Origin of the sequence: Trichococcus pasteurii (assembly GCF_900112935.1) — a bacterium.
Classification (GTDB): Bacteria; Bacillota; Bacilli; order Lactobacillales; family Aerococcaceae; genus Trichococcus; species Trichococcus pasteurii.
In genome coordinates, this window is sequence record NZ_FONM01000001.1 from 265,060 (window position 1) to 280,457 (window position 15,398).

General features: G+C 43.4%; 28 protein-coding genes. All 28 read left to right on the top strand.

Translation table 11 applies throughout. The annotated features are described in order from the left end of the window. Positions 1 to 15 precede the first annotated feature (15 nt). The 28 genes from rplV to BM184_RS01380 all read left to right on the top strand — a co-directional run bounded on the left by rplV (position 16) and on the right by BM184_RS01380 (position 15,118). Positions 16 to 372: a 50S ribosomal protein L22 gene (rplV, locus tag BM184_RS01245; RefSeq protein ID WP_086626908.1), complete on the top strand. Its 357-nt coding sequence runs from the start codon at positions 16 to 18 to the stop codon at positions 370 to 372. Between the two features lie 3 nt (positions 373 to 375). Further along, complete coding sequence (rpsC, locus tag BM184_RS01250; protein WP_086942212.1) at positions 376 to 1,032, top strand: 30S ribosomal protein S3; 657 nt, start codon at positions 376 to 378, stop codon at positions 1,030 to 1,032. Between the two features lie 3 nt (positions 1,033 to 1,035). Beyond that, positions 1,036 to 1,470 (top strand): 50S ribosomal protein L16, encoded by a 435-nt coding sequence (gene rplP / locus BM184_RS01255; protein WP_068623089.1) that lies wholly within the window; start codon positions 1,036 to 1,038, stop codon positions 1,468 to 1,470. Next, complete coding sequence (gene rpmC, locus BM184_RS01260; protein ID WP_068558977.1) at positions 1,460 to 1,654, top strand: 50S ribosomal protein L29; 195 nt, start codon at positions 1,460 to 1,462, stop codon at positions 1,652 to 1,654. Before rplP ends, rpmC begins: the two co-directional genes overlap by 11 nt. Before the next feature lie 27 nt (positions 1,655 to 1,681). Then, positions 1,682 to 1,948, top strand: coding sequence for a 30S ribosomal protein S17 (rpsQ, locus tag BM184_RS01265; RefSeq protein ID WP_068558975.1), 267 nt, complete (start codon positions 1,682 to 1,684; stop codon positions 1,946 to 1,948). 43 nt (positions 1,949 to 1,991) lie between these two features. After that, complete coding sequence (gene rplN / locus BM184_RS01270) at positions 1,992 to 2,360, top strand: 50S ribosomal protein L14 (protein ID WP_068558973.1); 369 nt, start codon at positions 1,992 to 1,994, stop codon at positions 2,358 to 2,360. 34 nt (positions 2,361 to 2,394) lie between these two features. Continuing rightward, entirely contained in the window at positions 2,395 to 2,703 is a 309-nt protein-coding gene (rplX, locus tag BM184_RS01275) for a 50S ribosomal protein L24 (protein WP_068558971.1), read from the top strand. Between the two features lie 26 nt (positions 2,704 to 2,729). Next, positions 2,730 to 3,269, top strand: coding sequence for a 50S ribosomal protein L5 (gene rplE / locus BM184_RS01280; protein WP_068558969.1), 540 nt, complete (start codon positions 2,730 to 2,732; stop codon positions 3,267 to 3,269). A 20-nt stretch (positions 3,270 to 3,289) separates the two neighbouring features. Continuing rightward, a complete protein-coding gene (locus tag BM184_RS01285; RefSeq protein WP_072763659.1) occupies positions 3,290 to 3,475 on the top strand; it encodes a type Z 30S ribosomal protein S14 in 186 nt (61 codons plus the stop codon). A gap of 34 nt (positions 3,476 to 3,509) precedes the next feature. Next, complete coding sequence (rpsH, locus tag BM184_RS01290) at positions 3,510 to 3,908, top strand: 30S ribosomal protein S8 (RefSeq protein WP_086626913.1); 399 nt, start codon at positions 3,510 to 3,512, stop codon at positions 3,906 to 3,908. Positions 3,909 to 3,949: 41 nt separating this feature from the next. Next, positions 3,950 to 4,486: a 50S ribosomal protein L6 gene (gene rplF, locus BM184_RS01295; protein ID WP_086942213.1), complete on the top strand. Its 537-nt coding sequence runs from the start codon at positions 3,950 to 3,952 to the stop codon at positions 4,484 to 4,486. 64 nt (positions 4,487 to 4,550) lie between these two features. Further along, positions 4,551 to 4,907: a 50S ribosomal protein L18 gene (rplR, locus tag BM184_RS01300; RefSeq protein ID WP_086942214.1), complete on the top strand. Its 357-nt coding sequence runs from the start codon at positions 4,551 to 4,553 to the stop codon at positions 4,905 to 4,907. Positions 4,908 to 4,927: 20 nt separating this feature from the next. Then, positions 4,928 to 5,428, top strand: coding sequence for a 30S ribosomal protein S5 (gene rpsE, locus BM184_RS01305; RefSeq protein WP_086942215.1), 501 nt, complete (start codon positions 4,928 to 4,930; stop codon positions 5,426 to 5,428). A 13-nt stretch (positions 5,429 to 5,441) separates the two neighbouring features. Beyond that, positions 5,442 to 5,624 carry a 50S ribosomal protein L30 gene (rpmD, locus tag BM184_RS01310; RefSeq protein ID WP_068558960.1) on the top strand — a complete coding sequence of 61 codons (183 nt, stop codon included), beginning with the start codon at positions 5,442 to 5,444 and terminating at the stop codon, positions 5,622 to 5,624. A 33-nt stretch (positions 5,625 to 5,657) separates the two neighbouring features. Then, a complete protein-coding gene (gene rplO, locus BM184_RS01315) occupies positions 5,658 to 6,098 on the top strand; it encodes a 50S ribosomal protein L15 (RefSeq protein WP_086942216.1) in 441 nt (146 codons plus the stop codon). Continuing rightward, a complete protein-coding gene (gene secY / locus BM184_RS01320) occupies positions 6,098 to 7,390 on the top strand; it encodes a preprotein translocase subunit SecY (RefSeq protein ID WP_086942217.1) in 1,293 nt (430 codons plus the stop codon). Before rplO ends, secY begins: the two co-directional genes overlap by 1 nt. 67 nt (positions 7,391 to 7,457) lie before the next feature. Then, complete coding sequence (locus BM184_RS01325) at positions 7,458 to 8,102, top strand: adenylate kinase (protein ID WP_086942424.1); 645 nt, start codon at positions 7,458 to 7,460, stop codon at positions 8,100 to 8,102. Between the two features lie 135 nt (positions 8,103 to 8,237). After that, a complete protein-coding gene (gene infA, locus BM184_RS01330; RefSeq protein ID WP_068558953.1) occupies positions 8,238 to 8,456 on the top strand; it encodes a translation initiation factor IF-1 in 219 nt (72 codons plus the stop codon). Positions 8,457 to 8,489: 33 nt separating this feature from the next. Next, positions 8,490 to 8,603 (top strand): 50S ribosomal protein L36, encoded by a 114-nt coding sequence (gene rpmJ, locus BM184_RS01335; protein ID WP_062470716.1) that lies wholly within the window; start codon positions 8,490 to 8,492, stop codon positions 8,601 to 8,603. A gap of 20 nt (positions 8,604 to 8,623) precedes the next feature. Beyond that, complete coding sequence (gene rpsM, locus BM184_RS01340; RefSeq protein ID WP_086942218.1) at positions 8,624 to 8,989, top strand: 30S ribosomal protein S13; 366 nt, start codon at positions 8,624 to 8,626, stop codon at positions 8,987 to 8,989. Between the two features lie 27 nt (positions 8,990 to 9,016). Next, entirely contained in the window at positions 9,017 to 9,403 is a 387-nt protein-coding gene (gene rpsK / locus BM184_RS01345) for a 30S ribosomal protein S11 (protein ID WP_068623076.1), read from the top strand. Between the two features lie 81 nt (positions 9,404 to 9,484). After that, on the top strand, positions 9,485 to 10,429 hold the full coding sequence (locus BM184_RS01350; protein WP_093364989.1) for a DNA-directed RNA polymerase subunit alpha: 945 nt from the start codon (positions 9,485 to 9,487) through the stop codon (positions 10,427 to 10,429). Positions 10,430 to 10,456: 27 nt separating this feature from the next. Next, positions 10,457 to 10,837: a 50S ribosomal protein L17 gene (gene rplQ, locus BM184_RS01355; protein WP_086942219.1), complete on the top strand. Its 381-nt coding sequence runs from the start codon at positions 10,457 to 10,459 to the stop codon at positions 10,835 to 10,837. 394 nt (positions 10,838 to 11,231) lie between these two features. Then, positions 11,232 to 12,071 carry an energy-coupling factor ABC transporter ATP-binding protein gene (locus BM184_RS01360; protein ID WP_086942220.1) on the top strand — a complete coding sequence of 280 codons (840 nt, stop codon included), beginning with the start codon at positions 11,232 to 11,234 and terminating at the stop codon, positions 12,069 to 12,071. Beyond that, positions 12,047 to 12,958 carry an energy-coupling factor ABC transporter ATP-binding protein gene (locus BM184_RS01365; protein ID WP_086942221.1) on the top strand — a complete coding sequence of 304 codons (912 nt, stop codon included), beginning with the start codon at positions 12,047 to 12,049 and terminating at the stop codon, positions 12,956 to 12,958. Before BM184_RS01360 ends, BM184_RS01365 begins: the two co-directional genes overlap by 25 nt. Then, complete coding sequence (locus BM184_RS01370) at positions 12,948 to 13,745, top strand: energy-coupling factor transporter transmembrane component T family protein (protein ID WP_086942222.1); 798 nt, start codon at positions 12,948 to 12,950, stop codon at positions 13,743 to 13,745. The genes BM184_RS01365 and BM184_RS01370 overlap by 11 nt, the downstream gene beginning before the upstream one ends. Positions 13,746 to 14,066: 321 nt before the next feature. Further along, positions 14,067 to 14,840 carry a tRNA pseudouridine(38-40) synthase TruA gene (gene truA / locus BM184_RS01375; protein ID WP_086942223.1) on the top strand — a complete coding sequence of 258 codons (774 nt, stop codon included), beginning with the start codon at positions 14,067 to 14,069 and terminating at the stop codon, positions 14,838 to 14,840. 11 nt (positions 14,841 to 14,851) lie between these two features. Then, positions 14,852 to 15,118 carry a chorismate mutase gene (locus BM184_RS01380; RefSeq protein ID WP_086942224.1) on the top strand — a complete coding sequence of 89 codons (267 nt, stop codon included), beginning with the start codon at positions 14,852 to 14,854 and terminating at the stop codon, positions 15,116 to 15,118. The last annotated feature ends 280 nt before the right edge of the window (positions 15,119 to 15,398 follow it).

The window sequence follows — 15,398 nt, forward strand, 5'->3', positions numbered from 1 at the left end:
AGGGGAGGAAATAACATGCCAGAACAAATCACAGCTGCAAAAGCATCTGCACAAACTGTTCGCATTGCCGCTCGTAAGGTTCGTTTAGTAGTGGATCTTATCAGAGGCAAGAGCATCGGAGAAGCAATCTCCATTCTGAAATTCACACCGCGTGGCGCTTCGCCCGTTGTAGAAAAAGTGTTGATGTCAGCAATTGCTAATGCAGAACATAATTATGATTTAGATATCGAAAACTTGGTAGTAAGCGAGGCTTATGTTAACGAAGGACCAACGATGAAACGTTTCCGTCCACGTGCAAAAGGTTCAGCTTCACCAATCATGAAACGTACTAGCCACATCACAATCGTGGTATCAGAAAAGAAGGAGGGATAATCTGTGGGTCAAAAAATTCATCCATTAGGATTGCGTGTCGGCATCATCCGTGACTGGGATGCTAAATGGTACGCTGAAAAAGATTTCGCAGCTTTCTTACATGAAGATTTACGTATCCGTAAATATATCGAAAAGAACTTAAGCGAAGCTTCTGTTTCTAAAATCGAAATCGAACGTGCCGCTAACCGCGTGAACGTTTCAATTCATACTGCCAAACCTGGTATGGTAATCGGTAAAGGCGGTTCTGAAGTAGAAAAAACTCGTAAAGAGTTAAATGAACTTACTGGTAAAAAAGTACACATCAACATCGTGGAAATCAAAAGACCAGACTTGGATGCTAAATTGGTTGCTGAAGGTATCGCTAAACAGTTGGAAAACCGTGTAGCTTTCCGTCGTGCTCAAAAACAAGCTATCCAACGTACAATGAGATCTGGCGCTAAAGGGATCAAAACGCAAGTTTCTGGTCGTTTGAATGGTGCAGATATCGCTCGTGCTGAAACTCATGCTGAAGGAACTGTTCCATTGCATACATTGCGTGCGGACATCGACTACGCTTGGGAAGAAGCTGACACAACTTATGGTAAATTAGGCGTTAAAGTTTGGATTTACCGTGGTGAGGTTTTACCAGCAAAAAAAACAACTGAGAAAGGAGGGAAATAACCAATGTTAGTACCTAAACGTGTAAAACACCGTCGTGAGTTCCGTGGAAAAATGCGCGGAGAAGCTAAAGGCGGAAAAGAAGTAGTATTCGGTGAATTTGGTTTGCAAGCTGTTGACTCTCATTGGATCACAAACCGTCAGATCGAAGCTGCTCGTATCGCTATGACTCGTTACATGAAACGTGGTGGGAAAGTTTGGATCAAAATATTCCCTCACAAATCATATACATCCAAAGCTATCGGAGTCCGTATGGGTTCTGGTAAAGGGGCTCCTGAAGGTTGGGTATCTCCAGTTAAACGCGGCAAGATCATGTTCGAAGTAGCAGGCGTCCCTGAAGAAGTGGCACGCGAAGCTCTACGTCTTGCATCTCACAAATTGCCAGTTAAAACAAAAATTGTAAAACGTAAAGAAATTGGTGGTGAATCGAATGAAGGCTAATGAACTTAAAGAGTTATCCACTGCTGAAATGATTGAAAAAGAAAAACAATTCAAAGATGAATTATTCAATCTACGATTCCAACTTGCAACCGGCCAGTTAGAAAATACTGCCCGCTTGAAAGAAGTACGCAAATCAATTGCACGTATTAAAACTGTATTGCGACAACAAGAATTGCAAAAATAGTAGATCAGCAAAGGAGGTCACAACGAAATGACTGAACAACGTAACCAACGTAAAGTCTACCAAGGTGTTGTTGTTTCCGATAAAATGGATAAAACAATCGTTGTAGAAGTATCTACAACTAAAACACATCCAACTTACGGCAAACGCGTTAAGTACTCTAAAAAGTACAAAGCACATGATGAAAACAACCAAGCTAAAATGGGAGATGTAGTTAGAATTATGGAGACTCGTCCTCTATCTGCTACTAAAAACTTCCGCTTACTGGAAGTTGTTGAAGAATCAGTAATCATCTAATCAGACAAATAAATATTTTTATATCCGGAAGGAGGATACTGACGTGATACAAACAGAATCCCGCTTAAGAGTTGCCGATAATTCAGGCGCTAAAGAAGTGTTAACTATCAAAGTTTTAGGTGGTTCAAACCGCAAATTCGCAGGAATTGGTGATACAATCGTCTGCACAGTAAAACAAGCTACACCCGGTGGTGTTGTCAAAAAGGGTGATGTAGTTAAAGCTGTTATCGTTCGTACGAAACACGGCGCACACCGTAAAGATGGTTCTTACATCAAATTTGACGAAAATGCTTGTGTAATCATTCGTGACGACAAGAGCCCTCGTGGAACACGTATCTTTGGACCAGTTGCACGTGAATTGCGTGACAACAACTACATGAAGATCGTTTCCCTTGCTCCAGAAGTATTGTAATCAACTGTCATAAATGAAGGAGGTGCAACAAAGCATGCACGTAAAAACTGGTGATAAAGTTAAAGTCATTACTGGAAAAGATAAAGGTAAAGAAGGAGTCATCCTTAAAACTTTCCCTAAAAAAGATCGTGTTATTGTCGAAGGCATTAATATTGTCAAGAAACATCGCAAAGCTTCCCAAACAAACCCAACAGGTGGAATTCTTGAAGAAGCAGCACCTATCCATGTTTCTAACATTATGTTAATTGATGCTAAAACTGGCGAACCTACTCGCGTAGGATCTAAAGTCGTAGATGGCAAAAAAGTCCGCGTTTCCAAAAAAACCGGCGAAATCATTGATTAATTATTAGAGGAAGGAGGATATTCTAAATGAACCGTTTAAAAGAAAGATATACAAAAGAAATCGTTCCATCATTGATGGAAAAATTTGAATACACTTCAATCATGCAAGCACCTAAAATTGACAAAATCGTCATCAACATGGGTGTGGGTGATGCTGTTTCAAACACAAAAAACTTGGATAAAGCAGTTGAAGAACTAACTTTGATCTCTGGTCAAAAACCAGTCATCACGTTGGCTAAAAAATCAATCGCTGCATTCCGTTTACGTGAAGGTATGCCTATCGGCACTAAAGTTACTTTACGTGGCGAAAGAATGTACGACTTCTTGGATAAACTAGTAACAGTTTCATTACCACGTGTACGTGACTTCCGTGGGATCAGCAAAAAATCTTTTGATGGTCGTGGAAACTATACTTTAGGTATCAAAGAACAATTGATTTTCCCAGAAGTTGACTATGATAGAGTCGACAAAGTACGTGGTATGGATATCGTTATCGTAACTACTGCTAACACTGACGAAGAATCAAGAGAATTATTGACTCAACTTGGAATGCCATTCCAAAAATAAGCTAAGGAGGCGAATAATAATTGGCTAAAAAATCCATGATTGCTAAAAACAAACGTCCCGCAAAACATTCTACTCAAGCTTACTCTCGTTGTGAACGTTGCGGACGTCCACATTCAGTTTATCGCAAATTCAAACTTTGCCGTATTTGCTTCCGTGAACTTGCCTATAAAGGACAAATTCCCGGCGTGAAAAAGGCTAGCTGGTAATTTAACCATACTCGCAAAAGGAGGTATAATGTAAATGGTCATGACAGATCCAATCGCAGATTTCTTAACTCGTATTCGTAATGCCAACATGGTACGTCACGAATCTTTAGAAGTGCCTGCATCAAAGACAAAATTAGAGATCGCTAACATTCTTAAGGCTGAAGGTTTCATCAAAAACTTTGATTACACTTCAGACGACAAACAAGGTGTTATCCGTGTATTCTTAAAATACGGTCCAAACAACGAACGCGTCATCACTGGTTTGAAACGTATTTCAAAACCAGGTTTGCGTGTATACGCTAAAACTGGCGACATCCCTAAAGTATTGAATGGTTTAGGAATCGCAATCGTGTCTACTTCTGAAGGTGTTATCACCGACAAAGAAGCAAGAGCGAAAAACATCGGCGGCGAAGTATTAGCTTACATTTGGTAATTTTTTTTAAAAAATAAGAGAAAATAAGGAGGTGCAGCCCTGTGAGTCGTATTGGTAATAAAGCAATCGAAATCCCAGCTGGCGTAACCGTTACTCAACAAGGTAACACTGTTACGGTTAAAGGCCCTAAAGGCGAATTAACTAGCACATTTAATGAAATGATCGGTATCAATATCGAAGGAAACACTGTTACTTTCACTCGTCCTAACGAAGAGAAATTCACTAAATCCATTCACGGTACTACACGCGCGTTGTTGAACAACATGGTTGTAGGTGTATCTGAAGGATTTGCGAAAGAATTGGACTTAGTAGGGGTTGGGTACCGTGCTCAATTGCAAGGCAAAAAACTTGTATTGAACGTAGGATATTCTCATCCAGTGGAATTCACACCTGAAGACGGTATTGAAGTGGAAGTACCAACTAACACTAAAATCATCGTTAAAGGTTACGATAAAGCTAAAGTTGGCGCTTTGGCAGCCAACATCCGTGGCGTACGCCCACCAGAGCCTTACAAAGGTAAAGGTATCAAATACGTTAACGAAATCATCCGTCGTAAAGAAGGTAAGACAGGTAAATAATAGTCCGCTATTATTACTTGCTTCCTGAACGGCCCAACAAAATTAAAATAAAGAGGTGACAATTGTGATTACTAAACCAGATAAAAACAAAGTGCGCCAAGCTAGACACGCACGAGTAAGAAGAAAAATCTCTGGTACTGCAGAGTGCCCACGCTTGAACGTTTTTCGTTCCAACAAAAACATCTACGCTCAATTAATTGATGACGTAGCGGGTGTGACGCTAGCAAGTGCCTCTACAAAAGAATCAGAAATCGCAAACGGTACTAAAACTGAAGCTGCTGCTGCAGTTGGAAAACTAATTGCTGAACGTTCTGTTGCTAAAGGTATCAAAAAAGTAGTCTTTGACCGTGGTGGCTATCTGTACCATGGTCGTGTGCAGGCTTTGGCTGAAGCTGCCCGCGAAAATGGACTAGATTTCTAGGAAAAGGAGGATAACCACACATGGTTTATGTTGACCCAGCTCATATTGAATTAGAAGATCGCGTTGTTGCAATCAATCGTGTAACAAAAGTTGTTAAAGGTGGACGTCGTCTGCGTTTTGCTGCTTTAGTTGTTGTAGGAGACAGAAACGGACATGTAGGATTCGGTACTGGTAAAGCAGCCGAGGTTCCAGAAGCTATTCGTAAAGCTATCGAAAGTGCTAAAAAGAGCCTTATTGAAGTTCCAATGTCTGAATCAACAATCCCACACCAAGTTATCGGAACTTTCTGTGGCGGTAACGTAATGTTGAAACCTGCTAAATCCGGTTCCGGAGTTTCTGCAGGCGGACCAGTCCGTGCCGTTGTTGAATTAGCTGGTATCGCTGATATCACAAGCAAGTCCCTTGGTTCGAACACACCTATCAACATGGTACGTGCTACAATCGAAGGCTTGAAACAATTGAAAAATGCTGAAGACGTTGCGAAATTACGCGGCAAATCAGTTGAAGAATTACTAGGATAAGGAGGACTACATCATGGCAGAAGTAAAGATCACTTTAACACGCAGCTTGATCGGACGTCCTCAAAACCAAAAAGATACTTGCAAGGCTTTGGGATTGTCCAAAATCGGCAAAACTGTAGTGAAACCAGCTAACCCAGCTATCTTGGGCATGATTAACACAGTAAGCCACTTAGTAACATCAGAAGAAGTTAAATAATAAATATCAGATTGAAGGAGGTGCCAAGTTACTATGAAACTTCATGAATTAAAACCTGCTGAAGGCTCACGTAAAGAACGTAACCGTGTCGGTCGCGGATCTTCATCCGGTAATGGTAAAACATCCGGTCGTGGACATAAAGGCCAAAAAGCCCGTTCAGGCGGCGGTGTGAGACTTGGATTCGAGGGTGGACAAACTCCATTGTTCCGTCGTCTTCCAAAACGTGGATTCACGAACATCAACCGTAAGGAATATGCTGTCATCAACTTAGAAACATTAAACCGTTTCGAAGATGGTACAGAAGTTACTCCAGCTTTATTAGTTGAAACTGGTATTGTCAAAGATGAAAAATCAGGCATCAAAGTTTTAGGCAACGGAAGCGTTGAGAAAAAACTGACAGTTAAAGCTAATAAATTCTCCGAAGCAGCACAAAAAGCTATCGAAGCTGCAGGTGGGACTGTTGAGGTGATCTAATGTTTGCTCTTCTGAAAAATGCATTTCAGGCGAAGGACATTAGAAATAGAATCATTTTTACTCTAGGTATGTTGATTGTGTTCCGTCTCGGAACACATATTACTGTACCGGGTGTTGATGCGGGTGCCATCACAAACTTGGCATCGACGGGCTTGTTCAGTCTGTTGAACACATTCGGAGGTGGAGCACTGAGTCAGTATTCCATTTTCGCTATGGGTGTTTCGCCATACATCACTTCTTCTATTGTTGTTCAATTGTTACAAATGGACATTGTTCCGAAATTTGTGGAATGGTCCAAACAGGGTGAAGTAGGTAGAAGAAAGTTAAATCAAGTTACAAGATATTTGACTGTCATTTTAGCATTTGTGCAATCTGTCGGTGTTTCGATCGGTTTCAACCAACTCTCAAACTTGGGATTGGTCAACGATCCGGGTATGACGACCTACATGATCATCGCGTTAGTGATGACTGCAGGTTCGATGCTTGTTGTTTTTATCGGAGAATCCATTTCAATGCACGGTATCGGAAACGGAACGTCATTGATCATCTTCTCAGGTATCATCGCCAGAATCCCTTCAGATCTTTACACTTACTACAATGATCGTTTTGTGGATGCAGGATCCGATTTGACGAACAACATTTTGTTCTCGGTTGCGCTATTGACAGCAATATTATTGGTGGTCATACTCGTTGTGTACGTTCAACAAGCTGAACGTAAAATCCCCATTCAATATTCCAAGCGTGCATCCGGATCTAATCAATCTGCGCATTTGCCCTTAAAAATCAATTCAGCTGGAGTCATTCCAGTTATCTTTGCCAGTTCTTTCATGATGACACCGCAGACGATCCTCGGATTTTTCGCGACAAGTCAAAGTGAAGCTAGCTGGTATCAAATTTTGTCAACCATCTTTAATTACCGTGAACCCATCGGTGCAACAATCTATACGGTATTGATCATTGTCTTCACTTACTTCTATGCCTTCATTCAGATCAATCCTGAAAAGATGGCAGAGAACTTGCAAAAGCAAGGCGGCTATATTCCAAGTGTACGCCCGGGTAAAGGGACAGAAGATTATATTTCCGGCATGATTATGCGATTAAGTACGGTCGGCGCGCTATTTCTTGGATTGATTGCGTTGTTGCCAATCATTGCCTCAGGTTTGTGGGATTTGCCGGACTCGCTCGCCCTTGGCGGAACAAGTCTCTTAATTGTAGTTGGTACTGCATTGGAAACGGCAAGACAAATCGAAGGTAGAATGGTTAAACGTAATTACCAAGGATTTATTCAATAGTAAGTTTGTGGGGGGGGAAGTGATTTCCTCGTCACATATTCTTACATCTTTAGGAGGCAGTAAAATGATGAACCTAATTATTATGGGTCTTCCCGGTGCTGGAAAAGGAACACAGGCTGAAAAGATCATCGCGAAATACAATATTCCGCATATCTCTACAGGGGACATGTTCCGAGCTGCCATGAAAAATGAGACAGCCTTGGGCCTGGAAGCAAAATCATATATGGATAAAGGCGAACTTGTTCCAGATGAAGTTACGAACGGAATCGTTAAAGAGAGATTAGCAGAATCTGATACTGAAAAAGGCTTTTTGTTGGATGGTTTTCCAAGAACCCTCGTACAGGCAAAAGCTCTTGAAGCTATCATGAATGAACTCGACAAAAAAATCGATGCTGTTATTAACATTGATGTGAACCCTGAAGTTTTGATGCAACGTCTTACAGGTAGAATCATTTGCCGCTCTTGCGGAGCGACTTACCACAAACAGAACAATCCTCCAAAAGTGGAAGGAACGTGCGATCGTTGTGGCGGACACGAATTCTATCAACGCGAAGATGATAAACCTGAAACCGTAGAAAATCGCATTCAGATTAATCTTGAACAGTCTCAACCAATCATTGCATTTTACAGCGAAAAAGGATTGTTACATGATGTAGATGGCGAAATCGGCATCGACAAGTTGTTTACCGAAATCCAAAAGATTATAGAATAGTTGCAAATGTCATTTGAAGTTAATCGAAAATTTCTTTTCAATCGATACTTGCTATGATATAATCTAGCAGTTAGAGTAAAAATTGCCAAGACATGAGATTAATCAGCTCAACAGAATGTTAGGAGGTTAGCAGGCGTGGCGAAAGACGATGTCATTGAGATCGAAGGAGTTGTCGTTGAAACTTTGCCCAATGCAATGTTTAAAGTCGAACTTGAAAATGGTCACATAGTATTAGCTCACGTATCTGGTAAAATTAGAATGCATTACATCCGCATTTTGCCAGGCGATAAAGTTACGGTAGAATTATCTCCGTACGATCTTACTCGTGGACGCATTACTTACCGCTTTAAATAATTGCACTCCATCACTAAATAGGAGGGAATTTAAATGAAAGTTAGAGCATCAGTAAAACCCATTTGCGAAAAATGCAAAGTCATTCGCCGCAATGGTCGTGTTATGGTGATTTGCGAAAATCCCAAACACAAACAACGCCAAGGATAATAACAAGGAGGTGCCTATAAATGGCTCGTATCGCAGGAGTAGATGTTCCGCGTGACAAACGTGTAGTTATTTCATTAACTTATATTTTTGGTATCGGATTGAACACAGCTCAAAAAGTTTTAGCAGCAGCTGAGGTTTCAGAAGATACTCGCGTTCGTGATTTAACGAATGATGAATTAGACCGTATCCGTATTGAAGTGGATAAATTAAAGGTTGAAGGTGATCTTCGTCGTGAAGTTAACCTAAATATTAAACGATTGATTGAAATTGGTTCTTACAGAGGAATGCGTCACCGTCGTGGTTTGCCTGTTCGCGGACAAAACACTAAGAACAACGCACGTACTCGTAAAGGCCCAGCTAAAGCAATCGCTGGTAAGAAAAAATAATAATTAAGTGAAGGAGGTCAAAACTTCATGGCTAAAAAAGTAGCTCGCAAACGCCGCGTGAAAAAGAATGTTGAAGCTGGTGTAGCACATATCCGCTCAACTTTTAATAATACTATTGTTATGATTACAGATGTTCATGGAAATGCTATTTCATGGTCATCAGCAGGTTCATTAGGATTCAGAGGTTCTCGTAAATCTACTCCTTATGCTGCACAAATGGCTGCAGAAGCAGCAGCTAAAGTTTCTATGGAACATGGCATGAAAACAGTTGAAGTAGCTGTTAAAGGTCCTGGTTCTGGACGTGAAGCTGCCATTCGTTCATTACAAGCAGCAGGTTTGGAAGTTACCGCAATCCGCGATGTAACGCCTATTCCTCATAATGGATGCCGTCCACCAAAACGTCGTCGTGTTTAATTGAGAATTGTACTGATATGTAACGAAACGCAATGGACTCACTAACATGAACTTCACGTTTTGAAAGGGGTAAATTGATAAATGATCGAAATTGAAAAACCAAGAATTGAAACGATTGAGATCAGCGAAGATGCCAAATTCGGTAAATTCGTTGTAGAACCACTAGAACGCGGTTATGGAACAACACTTGGGAACTCATTACGTCGAATTCTATTATCTTCACTTCCTGGTACAGCTGTAACAACTATCCAAATCGATGGTGTTCTACACGAATTTTCAACGATTGATGGTGTTGTCGAGGATGTTACCCAAATCATTCTGAACATCAAAAAATTAGCTTTGAAATTGTATACGGACGAAGACAAAACAATCGAGATTGACGTAAAAGGTCCAGCAGTAGTAACTGCAGCGGATATTACCCATGACAGCGATGTGGAAATCTTAAACCCTGATTTATATATATGTACAGTTTCAGAGGGAGCACATTTTCATGTTCGCTTGGATGTAAAAAATGGCCGTGGTTATGTTCGTTCCGAATATAACAAAACGGAAGATATGCCGATCGGTGTTTTGCCAGTCGACTCCATCTATACTCCAATCAGCAAGGTGAATTATCAGGTTGAAAACACTCGTATCGGACAAAAAAATATTTACGATAAATTAACGTTGGATGTCTGGACAGATGGTTCCATCAGCCCAGAAGAAGCAGTCAGCTTGGCTGCCAAAATTTTAACGGAACATTTGAATATTTTTGTTAATCTGACCGATGAAGCCCGCAAGGCCGAGATAATGGTTGAAAAAGAAGAAACACATAAAGAAAAAATGCTGGAAATGACTATCGAAGAGTTGGATTTATCCGTACGTTCTTATAACTGTTTGAAACGCGCAGGCATCAACACAGTCCAAGAATTGACAGACAAGTCTGAAGCAGAGATGATCAAAGTACGTAATCTGGGACGCAAAGCACTTGAAGAAGTGAAGAACAAGCTGAATGATCTTAATCTAGGCTTGCGTCAAGACGACTAGTACTGTAGCAAAGGAGGAAAACCTAGGATGGCTTACCGTAAATTAGGACGCACTAGCGCCCAAAGAAAAGCAATGCTTCGTGATTTAACTACTGACTTAATCATCAATGAACGCATCGTTACAACTGAAGCTCGTGCTAAAGAAATTCGTTCAACTACTGAAAAAATGATTACTTTAGGCAAACGTGGAGATTTAGCTGCTCGTCGTTTAGCTGCAGCATACGTTCGTAATGAAGTAGCAGCTGTACGCGAAGAAGATGACAAAATCGTTGTTCAATCAGCTTTACAAAAATTGTTCACTGATATCGCACCTCGCTATGCAGAACGTCAAGGCGGATACACACGTATCTTGAAGACTGAACCTCGTCGTGGCGATGCTGCACAAATGGTTATCATTGAATTAGTTTAATTCAATCGCATAAAGATGAAACGTTCACTTTTAGATGAAATAGAGTGTTATGATGATGGGCTTGCTTACAGCTTCCCTAGTCTAGCTCAAGGTTCTTCCGAAGATCGCATGATCTTCGGAAGGGCATTTTTTCATCAAAAAAAGTGCTTTTTTTATCAAAAGAAACTAGAAAATGCCAATATATTTTCTAGTTTCTTTTGATATACAAATAAAAGCGTTTTATTTCCGTGCCGTGTCAAGACAGTGGATGAAAAATACGGGAGAGTAGTTTATACTTACTAAAGTAGGCATTTCCTTTCCGTATTTTTCATCTTTTTTTATACCCGTTGGTCTGAGGAGCGGATGGACGGATACGGACATAAAGATCCAATAAAGAGAAAGTAGGACAGCAATCATGAATGAAATTATCGAGTTGCGCAATGTGACTTTTTCCTATTCAGAGGAAGATGCAAGGCCGGCATTGAACAACGTTTCGTTGACAATCCAGCAGGGTGAATGGATCGCCATCATCGGGCCCAATGGTTCAGGCAAGTCAACCTTGGCCAAAACGATCAATGGCTTGATAGAAGCGAATTCCGGAGAAGTGATCATTGAAGGAACAACTTTGAATGCAGAGACGGTTTGGGACGTCCGCAAAAAAATCGGGATGGTATTCCAGAATCCGGACAATCAGTTTGTCGGTTCGACCGTGCAGGATGATGTTGCTTTCGGTTTGGAGAATGTCGGCATTCCGCGCGAAGAAATGGTGAAGCGGGTAGCTGATGCGGTTGCAGCTGTGAATATGGCCAACTTCATGGACAAGGAACCGGCACGTCTTTCGGGCGGACAGAAGCAACGCGTCGCAATCGCCGGGATCGTTGCTTTATCTCCAGACATCATTATCCTTGATGAGGCGACGACCATGCTGGATCCGGAAGGCCGTCATGAAGTCATCGAGACTATCCAGGAAATAAAAGAAAAAGAAAATCTGACAGTGATCTCGATCACACATGACATCGATGAGGCTGCGAAAGCGAACCGCATCTTTGTGATGGAAGCCGGGCAATTGAAACGGATCGGCACGCCGGAAGAGATATTCAGTTTGGGCAAGGAAATCATCGATATCGGTTTGGATATCCCATTCCCAGAGAAGCTGAAATACCAATTGAAGAGACAGGGACTGGAAGTCCCAGAAGAATATTTGACCGAGGAAGGGATGGTGAGCTGGTTATGGACATTACTTTCGAAAAAGTAGGCTATTCCTACTCTGCCGGAACGCCTTTCGAAAGCCGGGCCCTTTATGATGTGAACCTGAATATCCCGGACGGCAGTTACACGGCGTTGATCGGTCACACCGGCAGCGGTAAATCGACTGTCACCCAGCATCTGAATGCCCTGTTGAAGCCTACAGAAGGCAGCGTACTGATCGGGGACCGCATCATAACGAACAAATCGAACAACAAAAATCTCAAGGACCTCCGGAAAAAAGTGGGGATTGTGTTCCAGTTTCCTGAGTCGCAACTGTTCGAGGAGACGATCGCGAAGGATATCGCCTTCGGACCGATGAACTTCGGCGTCAGCGAAGCGGATGCAATGGCGATCGTGAAGCGCGTATTGCCTTTGGTCGGTTTGGATGAATCCTTCATGGATCGTTCCCCATTCGACCTCTCAGGGGGCCAAATGAGACGCGTAGCGATAGCCGGAGTATTGGCGATGGAGCCGGAAGTGCTGGTTTTGGATGAACCGACGGCTGGATTGGATCCTGCCGGCAGACGAGAAATCATGAATATGTTCTATCAGCTCCATATCGACAAAGGATTGACCATCGTATTGGTTACCCATCAAATGAATGATGTTGCAACCTATGCGGATCATGTAGTCATCCTTGAGAAGGGCACAGTTGTCCGCATGGGCCCGCCTGCGGAAATTTTCAAGGACGCCGCTTGGCTTCAGCAGAAACAGTTGGGCTTGCCATCCGCACTGGCTTTCCTGGATACATTCAGTCAAAAGACAGGCATCGATTTCGGAAACGAAAGACCGCTTCGTACGGAACAACTGGCGGCTGTGCTGATCGCCAAAATCAATGAGAATAAAGGCTCCAAAAATGCCGCTAAGGAAGAGGGTGGCAACCATGTTGGATAAATTATTGTTTGGTCGCTACATCCAAGGCGACTCGCTGGTCCATCGACTGGATCCGCGCGCAAAGCTGATCGGGGCTTTCTATTTCATCATCGTCATCTTCCTGGCCAACAACTGGCAGACTTATTTGATCATGACGTTGTTCACTTTCTTGTGCGTAATCCTGTCCGATATTAAACTGTCGGTCTTTCTGAACGGCGTGAAGCCGCTGATTTGGTTGATCCTGTTCACGGTATTGCTGCAGATCCTCTTCACACGGGGAGGGGAAACGTACTTGGTACTGGGGCCGATCAGCATCACTTCATTCGGGGTGATCAACGGTGCCTTCATCTTCATGCGTTTCGTCCTGATCATTTTCATTTCGACGCTGCTGACGCTTACGACGATGCCGTTGTCGTTGACCGATGCGATCGAAAAGCTGTTGGGGCCGTTGAAACGCTTCAAGGTTCCTGTCCATGAGATCGCGCTGATGCTTTCCATCGCGCTGCGTTTCGTGCCGACATTGATGGATGAGGCTTCGAAGATCATGAATGCGCAACGGGCTCGCGGTGTCGAGTTCGGTGAAGGCAATATCGTGAAGCAGATGAAGGCAGTCACACCGATTTTGGTGCCGCTGTTCGTCAGCTCCTTTAACCGTGCCGATGAATTGGCGAATGCCATGGAGGCGCGTGGCTATCAGGGCGGGGAAGGCCGGACGAAATACCGCATCCTCGATTGGCAGAAGCGCGATACGCTGAGTATGCTGGCGTTTGTCGCACTGACAGGGCTGTTGCTGTTCTTCCGATCTTGAACGCATATAGGCTGAGTCAGCCGCTATAGAACGAGTCTGGGGACCGGGTAGCATTTCCGGTCCCTTTTAAAATGAGAAAAGCTGAACGGGTTCGTTCAGCCCTGAAAGAAATTTAGGAAATCTGTCCGAATGAGCATCGGAGAGCGCAATAGGACAGATTTATCTAATTTCCGAAGGGCTAACCCGTGAAGCTGGACATTATTTTAGGTGCATGAAACATGTTGGTAACCTGTGAGATACCTGCGGTGATGCACATTCAAGTACAAAAAATTATATACTTTCGTTGTATTATAAAAAATAAGAAAGGGGCATACGCCAACCATGACTGCACAACGATACAAATGCATCGTGCAATATGACGGAACGGGTTATGTGGGCTATCAGGTCCAACCTAACGGCAACAGTGTCCAGACCGAGATCGAAAAGGCCTTGAAGAAAATGTCGAACGGGCAAATCATTCCGATCCACGCATCCGGCCGAACCGATTCGGGCGTCCATGCGCTCGGACAAGTCATCCATTTTGATTACCCGGCTGCAATCAAGCCGGATCATCTGCTGCGGGCATTGAACAGTTTGCTGCCCGATGACATTTTGATCAAATCGGTGGAGCTCGCTTCAGAGGAATTCCACTCGCGTTATCATGCGATAGGGAAAAAATACATTTACCGGGTCGATCTTGATCGTTTCCCGAACCCCTTCAAACGACTCTACACGACGCACCATCCTTACCGCTTCAATATGGAAAATCTGGAACGGGCCATCAAAAAACTGGAAGGCGAGCACGATTTCACCAGCTTCTGTTCGACCAAAACGGACAAGACCGATCTGGTCCGGACCGTCTATGAAGCCAGCGTCAGGAAGGATGAGGCAAACAATGAGCTGGTCTTTACCTTCAGGGGCAATGGCTTTCTCTACAATATGATCCGCATTTTCGTGGGAACGCTGCTGCAGATCGCTGACGGCCTGAAAAAGGTTGAGGAGATCGATCGCCTTTTGGAAGTGAAAGATCGGCGCAAAGCCGGACCGACAGCCCCGTCGCAGGGATTGTATCTCGTGGAAGTCTATTATGATGAAGAAAAATTAAGGAATGGATAGGAGGAAGAGGGATGTTTGAAAAGGAAAGAGCGGAGATCGATGCCATTGACCAGGAACTGGTAAGACTGTTCGAACGCCGGATGGATGCAGTGACGGAAATCGCGCGGATCAAGAAAGCGCACAAATTGCCGATCCTGGACCAATCCAGGGAAGATAGGGTGCTGGATAAAGTGCGCGGGCTGACCGAGAACAAAGCCTACGAAGACAGCATGGAAGACCTCTTCCGCTCCCTGATGACGATCACAAAAGCATTCGAGACCAAACAGAACGAAGAATAAAGAAGTATGCTGAAAAAGCGGCTGCGGAAAAGACGAAATCTTTTCCGCAGCCGCTTTTTTGCGTGCCGGGGCAGGAAATCGGCGCCAGCTCCGGCGAAGCTACCGCTCGCCGGAGGAAGCTGCTTGCCGATCGGGCCCAACTCCGGCGAAGCATCGCCCACCGGAGCTGCCGCTCCCGCAAAATGTCTGAACTTCGGCGAAGCCGCCATTCACCGGAGGACAGCGCCAAAAATAAAAACCTCCGTCAAGTGCTATGCCGCTCTTCGGAGGTTTTCAACAT